Source organism: Acinetobacter halotolerans (genome assembly GCF_004208515.1).
In the GTDB taxonomy this organism is placed as follows: Bacteria; Pseudomonadota; Gammaproteobacteria; order Pseudomonadales; family Moraxellaceae; genus Acinetobacter; species Acinetobacter halotolerans.
In genome coordinates, this window is record NZ_SGIM01000002.1 from 286,916 (window position 1) to 304,078 (window position 17,163).

A 17,163-nucleotide genomic window follows, 5' to 3' on the forward strand; every position below is an offset into this window, starting at 1 on the left:
ATTGTTTACTTAACCATTGACGATTTCACCACCATTGACGTGGATCACTTGTCCCGTAATATAGCTGGCATCATCTGAAGCTAGAAATAGAAAAGCAGGGGCGACTTCACTGGGTTGTCCCATTCTTCCCATTGGCGTATTTTTACCAAACTCTGCCACAGTTTCTGAGTCAAAACTACTCGGGATCAATGGTGTCCAAATCGGACCAGGTGCAACCCCATTTACGCGAATTCCTTTTTTCTGTTTCATCAAGTTATTGGATAAGCTCCGAGTAAAGGTTGTAATCGCGCCTTTGGTGCTGGCGTAATCAATTAATTCATCATGACCCTGATAACTGGTAATACTGGTGGTGTTAATGATGCTATCTCCTTCATTTAAATGAGGAAGTACTGCTTTGGTGAAATAAAACATGGAAAAAATATTGGTTCTAAAAGTTGTTTCTAGTTGTTCATCGCTGATATTCACTATATTGCTTTGTTGAAATTGTACCGCCGCATTATTGATTAAAATATTTATTTTACCGAACTCATTGATCACTTTGTCGACACTATCAGTGGCAACATTTGGATCGGTGATATCCGCTTTAATTAACAAACATTGTTGACCTTCTTTTTCTACTAACTGCTTTGTCTCATCTGCATCCTCTTGTTCCTCTAAGTAAACAATAGCAACGTCTGCACCTTCTCTTGCAAATAAAACAGCAATAGAGCGACCTATGCCACTATCTCCACCGCTAATTAAAGCGACCTTGTCTTTAAGCTTATTACTTCCCTGATGTGTTGTTTTGATAACCTCTGGGATAGGGTGCATCAGTGTTTGTTTACCAGGTTGATGCTGTTGCTCTTGTGCGGGAGCTGAAGCAGGATATTCATGGGATGTATTGTTCATCTTTGCGCGTCCTTAAAATAGATACATTCTATAATCTTTTAAAAAAATGTTATTTTGAGTAAAGACTATATTTAGATTGGTTGTATTTGTATTTATTGCGTAGTGAGTGATGGTTGAATATAAATTAAATTTATAGAATTAATGCTATTTGATAAGTAAGTTTTTAATAGGGTTATTCTAAAAATAAATATAATTCAGATTTAAGTGTTGCTGATATGTGTGCGCATCAACAAACTCAATTAATAAGAATTTATACTTTGTTTTAATTTTAAACGTTATATTTATGAAAAATCATGTTCTAAGCTTGGGATATTTAAAAAGAAGGGTGTTGTTGGATATTGATATTTTATGGAATAGTGTACTTTTTGAGTTGTCTTGAAATCTTTCTAGCTGCTTTGTAGCCTAATGGTTAAAAAATATGTTTGAAAATGCTAAATAAATAGCATATATCAATTACTTAGCGTTTAAAGTAAAAAAACTATAATACTTATAACTCTTGTTACAACCATTTAGTCGACAATGATATAAATTTTTTACATAGTAGACTATATTATTCGGGAGAATTATCATGAACAAGATCACTGTGATGATTAAAGATCAGGAAGAAAATGAATCTATAGTTGTTGCACAGCTGAATGACATAGAAGATCACGAAGTTCCTTTTTTTAAAAGAGTTGAGCATATTGAGGTTGAAGGTCGGGAGATTTTTCCGAATATGGATTTTATCTTTGAAGATGAATTAGATGGGAAAACCTATAAAATAATTTCTGTTGTTAATGATAAAAGATTTATTTAAACAATTTAGGTGATTAACTTTTTTTTAAAAAAATAACCCACTTATGTTAATCAAATAAGTGGGTTTTGTTTTATAAAGATAAAATTTTTAAAAGATTAAGCAATAAAATAATGATTTAAAAGTATGGAGTAGTAATCAAAATATTATATGAATGTCAGTTTATTTAGTTAAAATATTAAAAATCAAGAAAAGAACTTGCTGATTGTATGTAAGCAAGCTCTTTGTAATGAAATTATATTTATTGTTTATCGCTATCAAGTAATTGGGTTGAGACCTTTAACAATATCACTAAATTCAGAACCATTTAACCAAAAAGATTTCTTTAAGAAGAGGGTAGTCATAATACTTTCTGCTGCTTCACTATTCTGGCTTTCACAAAACAGTCCATAGCTATTGCCTAGTACAGTGTTGTTTTCAATAAGACGAATAAAGTAAGCATGTTGTTCATCAGCATAGCCAAGAATTGCATCACGTCGACTGTCCATTTTTCATGTCTCCACATCAAAAATATTTGAATAAAACCTAACGGCTGATAGATCAGATTTATTCGTGAATGAGATCAATAACTTAAATGCCATATAGAAGTGGAAAGCATCATAAGTGATTCATTTCAAACATTAATCTCACTTTGTTTTACATCCTTGTCCAAGTTAAACAAATGAGGGTCTGATCTATGAAATTTATTGTTATGCAAAATTAATTGCACGTCAACTTGAATTTGTAACTTTTTCAAGTTAAATTGAATTACTGTTGTTAATCACTTGGATTGGGAGGAAAGATGTCCAAAAAAAATGACTTTGAGCATGGCGGTGCGAGAGCAAATGCTGGGCGGAAGGCACAATTCAGTGAACCGACCAAAGTGATTCGTGTTCCTGAATCCCAAGTGGATTTCATCAAAAATTGGTTACTGAATAATGTCAAAACTGGCACGCATACAGATTTGACCTCCACAATGAAAATTCAAAATGTTCAAGCGAACAATGATCGAATTTACCACATTCCACTGGCAACGGAACGTGTTGCGGCGGGATTTCCATCACCCGCACAAGATCATGTGGAGCAAGCACTGGATTTAAATCAGTTTTTAATTCGAAATGAAAACTCTACTTTTATTGTGAAAGCCAATTCACTGTCGATGTTAGATGTCGGAATTGATATTGATGATCCTTTAGTTGTTGATCGGAGTATTCCTGCGAAGTCGGGTGATATTGTGATTGCATTGATTGACAATGATTTCACGGTGAAACGCTTGATGATTGATCATCATTTTAATCCGCCAAAAGTATGGCTAAAGGCTGAAAATCCTGATTATCAAAATATTTACATACATGAGGGACAGGAGTTGGTGATTTGGGGTGTGGTGACGTATAACTTGAAACCGATGAGGTAAGTGTCAATGAATGTACCACAACGTATTTTTGCTTTGATCGATGTAAATAACGCTTATGTCAGTTGTGAGCGCGTATTTAATCCAAAGTTAGAAAATCGTCCTGTGGTTGTGCTTTCAAATAACGATGGCTGTGTGGTTTCTCGTTCTTATGAAGCAAAAAAGCTTGGCATAAGAATGGCTGTGCCTTTATTTCAAATTGAAGAAATTATTCAGCAGCATCAAGTTGAAGTACTTTCAAGCAATTATGCCTTGTATGCAGAAATGTCACGTCGTTTCATGAATATACTGGGTAGTTTTGTGGATCCTTGTGAGCAAGAAGTTTATTCGATTGATGAATGCTTTTTAGAGTTGACTGCTTATCAACAAAGTTATGATTTGAGTGAATATGCCCGTCAAATTTTAGCGACAGTCAAAAGTTGGTTAGGATTACCATGCTGTATCGGTATCGGATACTCCAAAACACAAGCAAAACTTGCGAATAACTTAGCTAAAACGCATGCCTGTTTCGATAGTGTTTGTAACATCGTTGATGAAGATCCTTGTATTATTGAGGACTTACTTCTTCATACACCTGTAGGAGAGGTGTGGGGTGTCGGACGAAAGATTCGACAGCGCTTAGAAAAAATGAATATTTGTTCAGTGATGGATTTAGTCCAAGCAGACCCCAAAATGATCGGGAAACAATTTTCTGTAGTAATGGAAAATACAGTCAAAGAATTACAAGGAATGGCGTGTTTAGAGATTGAAGATGTGATTTCAGACCGTCGACAAGTATTAAGTAGTCGTTCCTTTGGTCAGCCGATTGAAGATAAAAATAGCCTAAGTGGTGCTTTAACTGAGTTTAGCTTGCGGGCAATAGAACGCCTTCGCAAACAAAATTTATTGTGTAAGACTGTTGGGATCAGTATCCGAACCAATCGATTTAATAAAGAACAATATTATCGTCCATTTACCATGGTGTATTTGGCTGATTATAGTGATGATCGTTTGGAAATTATAAAAGCGGTACAACAAGGCTTAGATCGAATCTATCTAGCAGGACATCGTTATAAAAAAGCAGAGGTCATTTTACTGGATATCATTCCGCGACACAGCCATGCGGTTGATTTATTCCATAATACGGATGAACTGATTGCTCGTCAGAATCTTTCGGTCGCTTTTGATGAAATTAATGAACGATTTGGGCGAGATATGATGACATTCGGGCGATTGATTACTCCGCAAGGACGAACTTGGGGAATGACTCAAAATCATAAATCACCCAGTTATCTGACCAAGTGGGATGAAGTATTGAGAGTTGGGTAGGTTGTTTTAAACTGCAGATTTGATATGTGTTTTAGTTGATTAGAATATGGCTCAAATTTAACCTGACAGTCTTAAATCAAATATCGGTAACTGTCAGATCAGGTTTGAGCTAGTACATATGAGTCGTTGTTGAATTTCTCTGTTCATAGATACCAATTATATTGAAAGGATGTCGATGAATCACACAAATGACTCGCTATTTTTTACAGCAAATGCCAACAGATCCCTAATCTTTTCCTCATAAATTTATTTTCACTTTTCATTTAATTCTTTCATACAATGTTTAGTAGGATCGTTTCCACATCATTGAGGCTGCCAACCTCCGCCAAGTGATTTATAAACGGATATCGTGGCCAGCGCTGATTCAGTTTGTGCTTGTACTTTTGCATTTGACAGTTGGAGACGATTTGCATCTGCTTGTAGAACTTCGATCAAGCTATTAATTCCTTTTTGATAAGAAACTAATGCAATTTTTTGTGCTTGAGTAAGCGATTCTTCTCCATCTTTAAGTGCAGCTAATTGTTCTTCTCGTTTAACTAAAGTTGATAAAGCATTTTCCACGTCTTCTGTCGCACGTAATACTGTCAATTGGTAAGCTGAAAGCATTTCCGCTTCTTGTCCTTTGGCTAAATTAATTTGTGCATTAATGCGACCAAAATCGAATAAACGCCAACGTAATCCTAATAAGCCAGCAGCTTGATTCGCCCTGCTTGAGAATAAATTTCCACTAGCAATAGAAGAACTGCCTAATAAGCCACCTAAGGAAACTTTAGGATAATATTCAGCAATTGCACTACCAATACGTGCATTTGCTATCACTAATTGACGTTCAGCCATAATTAGGTCTGGTCGTCTACGTAAAAGGTCACTAGGTGTTCCAGTCTCTAAAATTTTAGGTGGAGTTGGAACTGGTTTGACTTTGATTAATTCTATTCGATGAGTACCAGGTAGTGTTCCAAGCATGACATCAAGCGCATTCATAGCAACCTCCAAATTCATTTCAAGTACTGGTATTGCCGCTTTAATTTGAGAAAGGTTTGCCTTCATTTGATTGACTTGAAATTCTGATGCTAATCCTTTGCTATATAGAAGATTAATAATTGATAGGAGTTTTTGTTGTGTTTGTAATTGTTGATGGGCAATATCTAATCGAGATTGTAATCCACGGATATTAATATAAATATTTGCAGTTTGAGCCGCGACCGTTAAGCGTACCGCCGATACACCGGCATTAGAGGCTTGGTAGTTGGCAAGGGAAGCTTCACGATCTCTGCGTAGACCTCCAAAAATATCTAACTCCCATGCTGCACTTAGATTTGCATCATAAGTACTACCATGTCGGTCAAAATTAGGCATTGAATTTAAAATTTGCCCTAGAGGCGTTTCAATAGATTGGTAGACTTTAGCTGCTTGTGCGTTAACAGCACCGATTGGGCGTAAAGAAGCATTGACTGCCGATAAACCGGCTTGAGCTTGAGTCACGCGGGTATAAGCTTGGGCCAGATCAAGATTTTGTTTTATTGCTAATGTGATATATCGAGTCAGTTGTGGATCATTGAAGCCCTCCCACCATACTGCAATATCTGTTTGGGTTTCTTCACTTGACGAGTTTAAGGGAGTACCAAGATACTGCTCGGGTAGAGATATACTTGGATGTTTGTAATTAGGGCCTACGGTACAAGCAGTAAGAGCACTGGCCAATATTGGTAGGACAACGATAGTTTTAGACAGCATATTCGCCCCGAGATTTTGAATAATAATGTTTGTGACTATAATACAAAATAGTCACTAGTTGTCAATATTAAGTGCACCGAGTTAAACTGTCATTTTCATAAATGGGTTAAATGAAAAATATGAGTCAAGAAAAGAGTAGTTATCCTGTTTCTAAACGAGGACCAGAAGATCATGAGGTAAGAGATCAAATTGTGACTGCTGCCACAGAGCATTTCAGTCGATATGGATATGAGAAAACTACAGTTTCCGATCTTGCAAAATCTATAGGTTTTTCTAAAGCTTATATTTATAAGTTTTTTGAATCTAAACAAGCAATTGGCGAGGTGATTTGCACCAATTGTTTGCGTGAAATAGAAGATGAGATCAATGCTGCACTTAATAAAACGGCATATCCCCCTGAAAAATTAAGGGTATTATTTAAATCAATTGTTGACTCAAGTTTACGTCTATTTTTTCAGGATCGTAAACTGTATGAAATAGCCGCTTCAGCCGCTACAGAAAAGTGGGACGCAACGATCGCTTATGAATTAAGAATCCAGAAAATATTGCAGGGAATAATTCATGAAGGACGTCAAGCAGGTGATTTTGAAAGAAAAACTCCACTTGATGAAGTAGTAAAAGTTATATATTTAGTGATCAGGCCTTATTTAAATCCACTACTTTTACAGCATAGCATCGAGTTCAATGCCGATGCGCCGATGTTGCTTTCTAATCTTGTTCTGAGAAGTTTATCACCATAGTAGCTTTGTGACTATTGACTAAATTGGTCACTTGATTAAAAATGAGTCTCCTTAATAATTTTTACAAGGTGGGGACTCTAATATGCTTTATCGTCGCCTTATTCCATTTACTGCAATATGTATATTTCCATTTATCTTGTTAGGTTGTACTGAAAGTACACAATCCGATCCTCGTACCACAGCACCTCTGGTACGAGTCTCAACCGTACAGGAAGAGGTTACCGCTGACTCAAGAGCGTTTACAGGAGTGGTTGGAGCACGTGTAGAAAGTGATCTTGGTTTTCGTGTTTCAGGCAAAGTGATTAAAAGACTTGTTGAGGCAGGTCAAACAGTAAAACGTGGACAGGTGCTGATGCGGATTGATCCTGTTGATTTGCAACTTGCTGCTAAAGCTCAGCAAGAAGCCGTCGATGCAGCTAGAGCTCGCGCTGATCAAGCAGAGAAAGATGCGGCTCGATATCGTGATTTGCGTGGTAGTGGTGCTATTTCTGCTGCTGCATATGACCAGATTAAAGCTGCAGCAGATGCAGCAAGAGCGCAGCTAAGTTCGGCTCAAACTCATGCAAAGGTTGCATTAAACGCGAGTCACTATGCCGATTTAATTGCGGATGGTAATGGCACGATTATGGAAACATTGGCCGAACCAGGTCAGATTGTAAGTGCGGGTCAAACAGTTATTCGTTTGGCTCATGCAGGTCAAAGAGAAGCAGTCATTCAACTTCCAGAGACATTAAGACCTGCAATCGGAACGATTGGGCAAGCCACGCTCTTCGGTCAAGAAAATATAAGTGTTCCAGCTAAACTTCGTCAGTTATCCAATACTGCGGATCAACTCACTCGTACTTTTGAAGCTCGGTTTGTATTGGACGGTGCTTTAGCCAACGCACCATTGGGTTCAACGGTTACTGTGCGTATCGCAAATCAAAATCAGAGACCACAACATGTTTTACAAGTGCCTGTTGGTTCCATACTAGATAATGGAAAGGGAGCAGGTGTATGGGTAATTCATGCAAAAACGAACAAAGTAGCTTGGCGTTCGGTTGTTGTTAAGCAGATTGACGATGAATATGCATATGTGACTGGCAATATTCAGAGAGGAGACCAAATTGTTGCATTAGGAGCACATTTGCTTAGAGAGGGCGAATCGGTGCGCATTTCCTCAAGTACAAGGAATCCTTCAATTGGAAACCAAGGGAGCCATTCATGAGTGATAAAGGTTTTAATCTCTCGGCTCTTGCTGTTCGTGAACGTGGAATTACATTATTCCTGATTTTTTTGATTTCTATTGCTGGTCTTATTGCATTTTTAAAACTGGGCCGTGCTGAAGATCCAAACTTTACAGTTAAAGTTATGACCATTGTGACTGCTTGGCCGGGAGCTACCGCTGAGGAGATGCAGGATCAAGTTGCTGAAAAAGTTGAAAAACGAATGCAAGAACTTCGTTGGTACGATCGAACAGAAACGTATACGAGACCAGGACTGGCATTTACAACGCTTACCTTACTTGATAGTACACCTCCAACTCAGGTTCAGGAGGAGTTTTATCAAGCTAGGAAGAAAGTTAATGATGAAATAAGTAATTTACCTTCAGGTGTAATTGGACCACTTGTTAATGATGAATACGCAGATGTGACTTTTGCTTTATTTGCATTGAAAGCAAAAAATGAAGCGCAAAGGTTGTTGGTGCGTGATGCAGAAACGATTAGGCAGCAGTTACTTCATGTACCTGGTGTAAAGAAAGTCAATATTGTTGGTGAGCAACCTGAACGTATTTATATCGAATTTTCACATGAGCGCTTGGCAACATTAGGTGTAAATCCTCAAGATGTATTCGCTGCACTTAATAATCAGAATGTACTTACTCCAGCTGGTTCTATTGAAACTAAAGGGCCTCAAGTTTTTGTCAGATTGGATGGCGCTTTTGATAAGTTACAAAAAATTCGTGATACGCCTATCACTGCTCAAGGCCGCACCTTGAAATTATCTGATATTGCGACTGTTAAACGTGGTTATGAAGATCCCTCAACATTCATTATCCGCAACGATAGAGAACCTGCCTTATTGTTGGGTGTGGTGATGCGTGAAGGCTGGAATGGATTAGACCTCGGTAAAGCATTAGAGAAAGAAATTAGTTCAATCAATGAAGATTTACCTCTTGGTATCAGTTTAAATAAAGTCACTGATCAGGCTGTAAATATTAGCTCATCAGTTGATGAGTTCATGATCAAATTCTTTGCAGCATTGCTTGTAGTGATGTTTGTAAGCTTTATTAGCATGGGTTGGCGAGTTGGAGTTGTCGTGGCTATGGCTGTCCCACTTACATTGGCAATTGTTTTTGTGGTGATGCTTGCAACGGGTAAAAACTTTGACAGGATTACACTGGGTTCTCTCATTCTCGCGTTAGGTCTTTTAGTTGATGATGCCATTATCGCCATTGAAATGATGGTCGTAAAAATGGAGGAGGGTTATAGCCGTATTGCGGCTTCAGCTTATGCATGGAGTCATACAGCAGCGCCGATGCTTTCAGGAACATTAGTGACAGCAGTAGGATTTATGCCAAATGGTTTTGCCAGATCAACTGCTGGAGAATATACCAGTAATATGTTTTGGATCGTTGGTATTGCATTGATTGCATCATGGGTTGTTGCAGTGATTTTCACTCCATATCTAGGTGTGAAAATGCTACCTGATTTAAAAAAGGTTGAAGGGGGACATGATGCAATTTATAACACGCCACGATATAACCGTTTTCGTCAAGTTCTTGGGCGCGTAATTGCACGTAAATGGCTTGTTGCTGGCAGTGTTATTGGATTATTTGTTTTAGCGGTAGGTGGTATGGCATTGGTGAAAAAACAGTTTTTTCCAATCTCAGATCGTCCTGAAGTGCTTGTTGAAGTACAAATGCCTTACGGTACATCTATAACACAAACGAGTGCCGCTACAGCCAAAGTTGAAGCTTGGTTATCCAAGCAAAATGAAGCAAAGATTGTGACATCATATATTGGTCAAGGTGCACCTCGTTTTTACTTTTCCATGGGCCCTGAATTACCAGATCCATCTTTTGCTAAAATTGTGATACGTACTGACAATCAAGAAGAGCGCGAAGCTTTAAAACATCGCTTGAGACAAGAGATTTCCAATGGGCTTGCTTCAGAAGCGCAGTTACGCGTTACCCAACTCGTTTTTGGACCATATTCACCATACCCTGTAGCATATCGTGTAGCTGGTCCTGATACAGAAAAACTACGTGAAATTTCGGCTCAAGTTCATCATGTAATGAATGCCAGCCCAATGATGAGAACAGTAAACACGGACTGGGGTACGCGTGTACCCACGCTACATTTCACATTGGAACAAGATAGATTACAAGCAGTTGGTCTTACATCAAGTTCAGTGGCACAGCAATTACAGTTTTTATTAACAGGTATCCCCATTACGTCTGTACGCGAAGATATCCGTACCGTACAAGTTGTCGCTCGTTCTGCTGGTGATATAAGATTTGACCCTGCAAAAATTGGTGACTTTACGCTCACTGGAGTAAGTGGACAGCGTATTCCGCTTGCACAAATTGGTAAGATCGAAATACGAATGGAAGAGCCAGTCATACGCCGTCGAGATAGGGTGCCAACAATAACAGTACGTGGAGACATCGCTGAAAATCTACAACCACCAGACGTATCTACGGCAATTACAAAACAGCTGCAGCCGATTATAAAGGATCTACCAAAAGGCTATCGTATTGTAGAAGCTGGTTCGATTGAAGAGTCAGGAAAAGCCACGACAGCGATGCTGCCTATTTTTCCGATCATGTTGGCAATCACATTGCTCATTATTATTCTTCAAGTGCGTTCAATTTCAGCAATGATTATGGTGTTTCTGACGAGCCCATTAGGATTAATAGGAGTTGTACCAACCCTTCTTCTTTTTCAGCAACCATTCGGTATTAATGCATTAGTGGGTCTAATTGCATTATCAGGGATTTTGATGCGGAACACGCTCATATTGATTGGTCAGATTCAACATAACCAACAAGCAGGTTTAGATCCCTTTAATGCTGTTGTAGAGGCAACGGTACAGCGTGCTAGACCCGTTATTTTAACTGCCTTAGCTGCCATTTTAGCTTTCATTCCTCTGACGCATTCAGTTTTTTGGGGAACGCTAGCTTACACACTTATTGGTGGAACACTTGCTGGAACAGTCTTAACACTGGTTTTCCTACCTGCAATGTATTCGATCTGGTTCAAGATCAAGCTTAAACCTGCAGTGTGATATCAGATTTTTTAAATAGTATTAGGAGTTTATATGTCAACCTCACAAGTGATTGTAGTTACTGGCGTGTCATCAGGTATAGGACAAGTTACAGCAGTAAAATTTGCAGAACTAGGACATAGAGTCTTTGGAACGGTTAGAAATATTGAAAAAACTAAACCCATAGCGAATGTTGAGTTAGTCAAAATGGATATTAGTGATGAGGATTCAGTACAACATGCAATCCATTCTATTATTAATAAGGCTGGTCATATCGATGTATTAATCAACAATGCTGGAACAAGCCTGATTGGTGCCATCGAGGAGACATCTATTAAAGAGGCCGAGTTTTTATTTAATACGAATGTTTATAGTATTCTCCGCACAATACAAGCAGTCGTTCCGTATATGCGATTGAAGCAATCTGGCAGAATTATCAATATTAGCTCTGTGTTAGGTTTTCTTCCATCACCATATATGGGAGTGTATTCAGCAACTAAGCATGCAGTTGAAGGTCTATCTGAGTCGCTTGATCACGAGCTTCGTCAGTTTGGAATTCGTGTAACTGCAGTTCAACCTTCTTTCACGAAAACTAATCTAGATAAAAATGCTCCATGGGTGAAATCCATGATCCCAGAATATGATTATGAGCGTAATCTTGCTACAAATGCGATATCAAACCAGATTGATAAGGCACCTCAACCAGATAGTGTTGCTGATACTATTGTTTCAGCTGCATTGAGTGGTTGGCATATGTATCGAACTCCATCTGGACAGGCATCTTTATTAAGTAAGTTACGTCGATTCATGCCAAGTGGCCCTGTTGATAAAAGCATTAGAAAGACTTTTGGTTTGAAATAACTCATTCATTATTTTTAATATTATAAAAACTAAGTATAAATTTTATGCTTAGTTTTTATTATTTTGAATCGCTATTTAATTTTTGATTTTTAAATTCTGCCCATTCAATAAGTGCTTCCATTGAAGGACCAAGTGCTAATCCTATTTCACTAAGCCCATATTCAACTTTAGGGGGAACTTGTGGATAAACAGTGCGTTTAATAATCCCATCTTGTTCTAATTGTTTAAGTTGCTGAATCAACATTTTCTGATTAACACCTTCGATAAGTTTTTCTAATGCAGAAAAACGTAGGGGTTGTTTAGCTGAAAAAAGTTGACAAAGGATAATTATTTTCCATTTTCCTTCAATAGCTTTAAGGGCTTCAGAGGTGATTTTTGCCCATACTATCCGCTGTTGAGGAACTTCACAATTCCAGTCACGTACTGCTTTCATACTTACCATCTAGGAATATACTTACTTTTTTGTGTGTACTTCCTATTGTCTCAGCTTATCTTTAAACTTAAAAGTGTTAACTGTATTAAATTTCTCAAAAGGCTGTTATATGAAAATAGGTATTGTTGGAGTTGGTAATATTGGAAAGACCCTTGCACGTCTTTTAAAAGAAGCAGGTCATACTATATATGTTGCGAACTCTAGAGGTGTGGACGGTGTAAGAAAAATTGCGGATGAAATAAACGTAGAAGCAGTCGATATATATGGAGCTGTTAATTCTTCAGATGTTGTTATTTTATCAATTCCTTTCCCAGCTATAAAAGAATTACCCACAGATTTATTTTACTCAGCAGCCACAGACAAAGTAATTATAGATACCAGTAATTATTATCCTGATTTCCGTGATCCTCATATTAAAGAAATTGATGATGGAATGACAGAAAGTGTTTGGGTCTCCAAGCAGATTAATCGTCCTGTTATTAAAGCTTTTAATAATATTTTAGCTTATTCACTTGCAGAATTAGGCCAAGTTGAAGGAAGTGAAAATAGATTAGCGATAGCTGTTGCTGGAGATAATGTACCTTCAAAAAATGTTGTTATGAGCCTTGTAAATGACATAGGTTTTGACCCTGTAGATGCAGGAAGTTTGGAAGATTCTTGGAGACAACAACCATGTACGCCAGCATATTGCTGTGATTATGATCAGCAAATGATGAGGAAAGGACTCGCTATTGCTCAAAAAGGAGAGGCTCAAAAAAAGCGTGATCGTTTACCTGAACTCTTCTCAAGCTTAGGAACTAATCCAACGCATCAGGATATTGTTCAAATGAATCGAGATTTAAATTCAATACTCGATTAACTTTTAAAGATTATTTTCTAAAACTTAATTTAAAAAAATATAAAGGGCTTATTTTTTTAATTATTAAATAAGCCTAATTGTTTGAATTAATAAAAATTCTCTATTTAATGGAGTCTGGTGGTAACTATCTAAGAATTAAAAATTTATTGGTGGTAAAGTTTTGTATAAATAAAGATTTCTTAAGAGAACAAATCAGCGCTTTATGGTTTAAAACACCATAAATTAAATAAACAAATTCTTGCGATGATCCAACTAAAGCAAAGTAATGTTCTTGCTGATCAATACCAATAAGAATTTCATTGGTCAATTTTAATATATCAAAGGGAGAGGCATTTTTTTTAGCATCGATATGGATATCAAATTTTTCAAAAGCTTTTTTGATTTCAAATAATGAATAAAATGAATCTCTAGTTGGATTGAGCTGCTGTAAATATGTTGCGATATTAAGCGTATCAATATGTTGATTATGTTTTGAAGCAATTGCTGCTGCAATTATAAATGCAATGCTTGATGTGTCAGAGTCTGCTGAGTTGACTGTAATATTCGATATAGAATTTTGAATTTTATAGGGTATTTTATTTTTAACAGAGGCTGTGCACATATGGGTTGACTTATAAACTGTGGTCGCGTGGGAAGTATTCAGCCACGCGAAGAGTACTAGAGAAATTATTAGGTGTGGTAAAGAACGTGTAAGTTTCATGGAGAGGTTCAAGTCATAGTTCGGTTTTAACAAAACTTGAGTTCCCCATAACAGTTTTGAACTGGAATTTGTCCACTATTAACAGGACCTACAGTGATATTACCTAGAGCCAATCCAATTAATGCGACGGCAGCATCTACATGCGCTGTTGATGTTGTTACGAAATCAGAATCATCACCAATCGTTGCTTGAGGTACCGACAACCACCAACCACGTTGAGCCATTAAATCTTCTGTTGTGATAGGATTGCCATTGGAGTTATAACCTCTCGTAATTACGTTTCCATTGTTATCAAGTTCTTGTGCAGTAGTTGGAAACGTATATTCACCTTTTGTTCCTATTTGTGGCCATAAAGTCGGTTGACTATTTAATGATAGTGATAGACCAGCGGTAGGGTTCGGTTTGACATACATATTGTGTAAATCAATAAAATTAAATGGTGTATAGGTCGCTTTTGCAGTTAAGCTTCCTAAATTAAGAAGGGATGCAGCATACAGATTAGGAACAATAAGATTAATCGGACCAAGGTCCACTCCAGTCATGCGCTGTCCTGAGATAAATTGATAATAAGCTCCTGTTTCAACATTGATACCAGACTCTTGAGTTCTTAAGGTGGTAGATAGGTTGGGTTGGGTCGATGTCTCTTGAACATAGGCGTTGCCTGTTGCCAAAGGAATTAGGCCTAAAGCAGCATTAATCACCATTGGGTTTCTTAAGTTTTTTACGAGCCCTTGAAAATTTCCGCTAATCGTATTAATACCCGTTGCGCCATTCGGGTTTCCTCCGATCTGACCTGGAGTTGAAGGGTCTGGGTTTTGACCAATAGACATAAGTAAGTCCGCACTTTGTGTGCCAAGTGAGAATCCAACGATTTCACGTGTAGCTGCTTGGTCAGGATTTCTTATGGCAAATTGAATAAATGGGTTACTTAATTTTGCATCGGAATCTACATAGGTACCACTACGACCTGGTTGAGTGCCTGTAATACGGACATCGGATAAGTCAATATCACAGATTCCTGGCCCGTTAACTCCTCCACATCCAAGCTGGATACTTTTGATATTTGCATTGAGCTCAATATCTGCCAAGACCCCTATGGAGTAGAACCCCAGATTGCTAATATTCCCAATTTCTGATGGAGCAATATAATTCATATGAAGAAAGGATTGGCCTGTTATATTGGAAAGGTCTTGATCATCTATAAGATTGAGTTCAGCATTCGCAAATGTAGGGATTATTGACAATGGGATTGTAAATAAAAAAGCCTGTTTTATAATTCCAAAAATATCCATATTTACTTCCTTGGCTTAAGGGTTCTTTTTCTTGGAGAGTATTTAACGAGTAATCAAAATATTTTTGTTTTACTGACCAAGACCTTTGGTGTTCTCTTTTACGAGGATTTAACAACAATACAGCATGATGTGTTCGATGCACACATTATGCTTATATAATGTGCGCGGTGTCAACATGCCTCCAATGCAATCTCAAAATTTATCTCAAAAGGCGAATTACCATCATGGAAATGTGCGTGAAAAATTATTAGATGCGGGATTAGCTCACCTAAAAAATAGTGATGCTGAAAGCCTTAGTTTTAGAGAAATGGCGAGACAAATTGGTGTAAGTGCCAATGCGGTATATCGACATTTTGAGAATAAAGATTGTTTTTTGACTGCTTTAGCAGCGAAAGGGTTTCAGCATTTGCAAATAGAACAAAACCAAGCAATGCAAAGCACTGCATCCCAACCCGAGGCTTTAAAACGATTTGGTTTGGCATACATTAATTTTGCAAAGAACAATCGTAATCTCTTTACTTTAATGTTTGATCGGAGTCTTCAACATGATAGTGCTAACGAGTTAAGCGAGGCTGTGCATAGTACATACAAGCAGTTATATAAATTAACTGCTTGTATATTAGACAAGAATGAGACCGACCCTCAAGTTGAAATATTGGCGACTCTAAGTTGTAGTTTAGTACATGGTTTATCTCATCTTCTATTAGAGGGACGTTTGGCCGAGTCAGAAGAAAAAGCAAATGATTTAATTTTATTAGTCATGAATTATGCAACAAATTTACTCACTGTGGCTGATGAGGTAGAGCGTTAAATTGTTGTATTGTAAGTTTGTTGAAAATATATGCTTACATATCTAAATCTAATTTTATTTTTGCAACCTGAAATTCTTGGGAGAGATGCTTTTCCAGCGCTTAAAGGCTCTAGAAAAAGCTGAAACTTCGGAATAGCCTAATTGATTAGCAACTTCTTCAACTGTCAAACTGGTTGTTTTGAGTAAGTCTTCGGCTAAGTCTTTGCGAATGTCATCTATAAGCCTTTCATAGGTAATTCCTTCAACTGCGAGATGTCGTTGCAAAGTTCTGAGGTTAATTTGGAGATAGTCTGCCATTTCATCAATTTTAGGCATTTGTGAGGGTTGTAGAAGCAAAATATTTCTGACTTTTTGGCTATAACTCCCTAGAGAGCTTCTTCTTGTCCATAATTGTTGACATTCTGCTTCATAACGTGCGCGGATAAATGGGTCTGCTTGAGGCAGTGGTAGGTCAAGCAAATGGCTTTCAAAGATAATGCAGCTTTGAGGTTGATTAAAGTGAATAGAATATCCAGTTAATTCGAGAAATTTATCGACATACTTTGGTGCGGGCAAAGCAACATTAATACTCATTACAGGAAATTGGATAGGTAATACATCTCGCTGAATCGATATAACTGTTATGAGGTCTCTTTCAACCAAAAAATATTCTAGGTCATCAGGTAATTGGCTATGATCAAAAATTAGGAGTGTATGTGTACCGTCATGAACGACTTCTAGATTGCAGAAAATGGAGCTAAGTTGAAAATATCGCATTGCAAAATGCAAAGCTTCTTTCATTGTCTGGCTACTAAGAATGGCAAAACCCCATGCACCAAATGTTGTCGTATGATGTCTTAGACCAGCTTCTAAACCAATTGGAAGGTTAGGTCCTAGTAATTTCAGTAGATTGCGAATAACTATAAATTCCTGTTCTGCTTCTACTTCAAAGTTAGATTGTGATAAATCACTTAAAGAAATATGAGTGTTTTCTAGACAAGTTTCATGCGTTAGGCCATGTAATTGACCCACTGTAAGCAATACGCGAATGGCGCTAATACTGCGAGGGAAATTCCAATATAATTGCATGGTTATACTTTCGTGTCATGAAATGTCAAGTTTGTTAG

16 protein-coding genes are annotated in these 17,163 nt (G+C 37.5%); 9 read left to right on the forward strand and 7 right to left on the reverse strand.

Annotation, left to right across the window (positions count from 1 at the left end):
- Positions 1-9 precede the first annotated feature (9 nt).
- Positions 10-888 carry an SDR family oxidoreductase gene (locus tag EXE30_RS03465; RefSeq protein WP_130161213.1) on the reverse strand — a complete coding sequence of 293 codons (879 nt, stop codon included), beginning with the start codon at positions 886-888 and terminating at the stop codon, positions 10-12.
- 568 nt (positions 889-1,456) lie between these two features.
- Between EXE30_RS03465 and EXE30_RS03470 the strand changes: the two genes are divergently transcribed.
- Positions 1,457-1,684, forward strand: coding sequence for a hypothetical protein (locus EXE30_RS03470; protein ID WP_130161214.1), 228 nt, complete (start codon positions 1,457-1,459; stop codon positions 1,682-1,684).
- A gap of 254 nt (positions 1,685-1,938) precedes the next feature.
- Here EXE30_RS03470 and EXE30_RS03475 read toward each other — a convergent pair whose 3' ends face one another.
- Positions 1,939-2,169: a hypothetical protein gene (locus EXE30_RS03475; RefSeq protein WP_130161215.1), complete on the reverse strand. Its 231-nt coding sequence runs from the start codon at positions 2,167-2,169 to the stop codon at positions 1,939-1,941.
- Positions 2,170-2,462: 293 nt separating this feature from the next.
- On the opposite strand from EXE30_RS03475, the gene EXE30_RS03480 reads away from it, so the two are divergent.
- Together EXE30_RS03480 and EXE30_RS03485 are read left to right on the forward strand one after the other, a co-directional pair.
- Positions 2,463-3,074: a LexA family protein gene (locus EXE30_RS03480; protein ID WP_121928383.1), complete on the forward strand. Its 612-nt coding sequence runs from the start codon at positions 2,463-2,465 to the stop codon at positions 3,072-3,074.
- 6 nt (positions 3,075-3,080) lie between these two features.
- Positions 3,081-4,379, forward strand: coding sequence for a Y-family DNA polymerase (locus tag EXE30_RS03485; protein ID WP_130161216.1), 1,299 nt, complete (start codon positions 3,081-3,083; stop codon positions 4,377-4,379).
- Positions 4,380-4,682: 303 nt separating this feature from the next.
- On the opposite strand, the gene EXE30_RS03490 is transcribed toward EXE30_RS03485, so the two are convergent.
- The gene (locus EXE30_RS03490; RefSeq protein ID WP_130161217.1) at positions 4,683-6,113 is read right to left on the reverse strand and encodes an efflux transporter outer membrane subunit; all 1,431 of its coding nucleotides are present in this window, start codon (positions 6,111-6,113) and stop codon (positions 4,683-4,685) included.
- 119 nt (positions 6,114-6,232) lie between these two features.
- Between EXE30_RS03490 and EXE30_RS03495 the strand changes: the two genes are divergently transcribed.
- From EXE30_RS03495 to EXE30_RS03510, 4 genes are all read left to right on the forward strand, one after another.
- A complete protein-coding gene (locus EXE30_RS03495; protein WP_130161321.1) occupies positions 6,233-6,853 on the forward strand; it encodes a TetR/AcrR family transcriptional regulator in 621 nt (206 codons plus the stop codon).
- An 82-nt stretch (positions 6,854-6,935) separates the two neighbouring features.
- A complete protein-coding gene (locus tag EXE30_RS03500; protein WP_130161218.1) occupies positions 6,936-8,060 on the forward strand; it encodes an efflux RND transporter periplasmic adaptor subunit in 1,125 nt (374 codons plus the stop codon).
- Positions 8,057-11,122 (forward strand): efflux RND transporter permease subunit, encoded by a 3,066-nt coding sequence (locus EXE30_RS03505; RefSeq protein ID WP_130161219.1) that lies wholly within the window; start codon positions 8,057-8,059, stop codon positions 11,120-11,122. The genes EXE30_RS03500 and EXE30_RS03505 overlap by 4 nt, the downstream gene beginning before the upstream one ends.
- A 33-nt stretch (positions 11,123-11,155) precedes the next feature.
- Positions 11,156-11,962, forward strand: a complete 807-nt coding sequence (locus EXE30_RS03510) for an oxidoreductase (RefSeq protein ID WP_130161220.1) — start codon at positions 11,156-11,158, stop codon at positions 11,960-11,962.
- Between the two features lie 58 nt (positions 11,963-12,020).
- Here EXE30_RS03510 and EXE30_RS03515 read toward each other — a convergent pair whose 3' ends face one another.
- Positions 12,021-12,395, reverse strand: a complete 375-nt coding sequence (locus EXE30_RS03515; RefSeq protein WP_130161221.1) for a winged helix-turn-helix transcriptional regulator — start codon at positions 12,393-12,395, stop codon at positions 12,021-12,023.
- A gap of 109 nt (positions 12,396-12,504) precedes the next feature.
- On the opposite strand from EXE30_RS03515, the gene EXE30_RS03520 reads away from it, so the two are divergent.
- Positions 12,505-13,254, forward strand: coding sequence for an NADPH-dependent F420 reductase (locus tag EXE30_RS03520; protein ID WP_130161222.1), 750 nt, complete (start codon positions 12,505-12,507; stop codon positions 13,252-13,254).
- A gap of 124 nt (positions 13,255-13,378) precedes the next feature.
- Here EXE30_RS03520 and EXE30_RS03525 read toward each other — a convergent pair whose 3' ends face one another.
- Positions 13,379-13,855, reverse strand: a complete 477-nt coding sequence (locus tag EXE30_RS03525; protein WP_130161223.1) for a hypothetical protein — start codon at positions 13,853-13,855, stop codon at positions 13,379-13,381.
- 125 nt (positions 13,856-13,980) lie between these two features.
- Positions 13,981-15,108 carry a hypothetical protein gene (locus tag EXE30_RS03530; protein WP_130161224.1) on the reverse strand — a complete coding sequence of 376 codons (1,128 nt, stop codon included), beginning with the start codon at positions 15,106-15,108 and terminating at the stop codon, positions 13,981-13,983.
- 313 nt (positions 15,109-15,421) lie between these two features.
- Here EXE30_RS03530 and EXE30_RS03535 point away from each other — a divergent pair, with 313 nt between their 5' ends.
- Positions 15,422-16,057: a TetR/AcrR family transcriptional regulator gene (locus EXE30_RS03535; RefSeq protein WP_130161225.1), complete on the forward strand. Its 636-nt coding sequence runs from the start codon at positions 15,422-15,424 to the stop codon at positions 16,055-16,057.
- Between the two features lie 54 nt (positions 16,058-16,111).
- Here the strand turns inward: EXE30_RS03535 and EXE30_RS03540 are convergent, their stop codons facing one another.
- On the reverse strand, positions 16,112-17,131 hold the full coding sequence (locus EXE30_RS03540) for an AraC family transcriptional regulator (RefSeq protein ID WP_130161226.1): 1,020 nt from the start codon (positions 17,129-17,131) through the stop codon (positions 16,112-16,114).
- Positions 17,132-17,163: the final 32 nt, after the last annotated feature.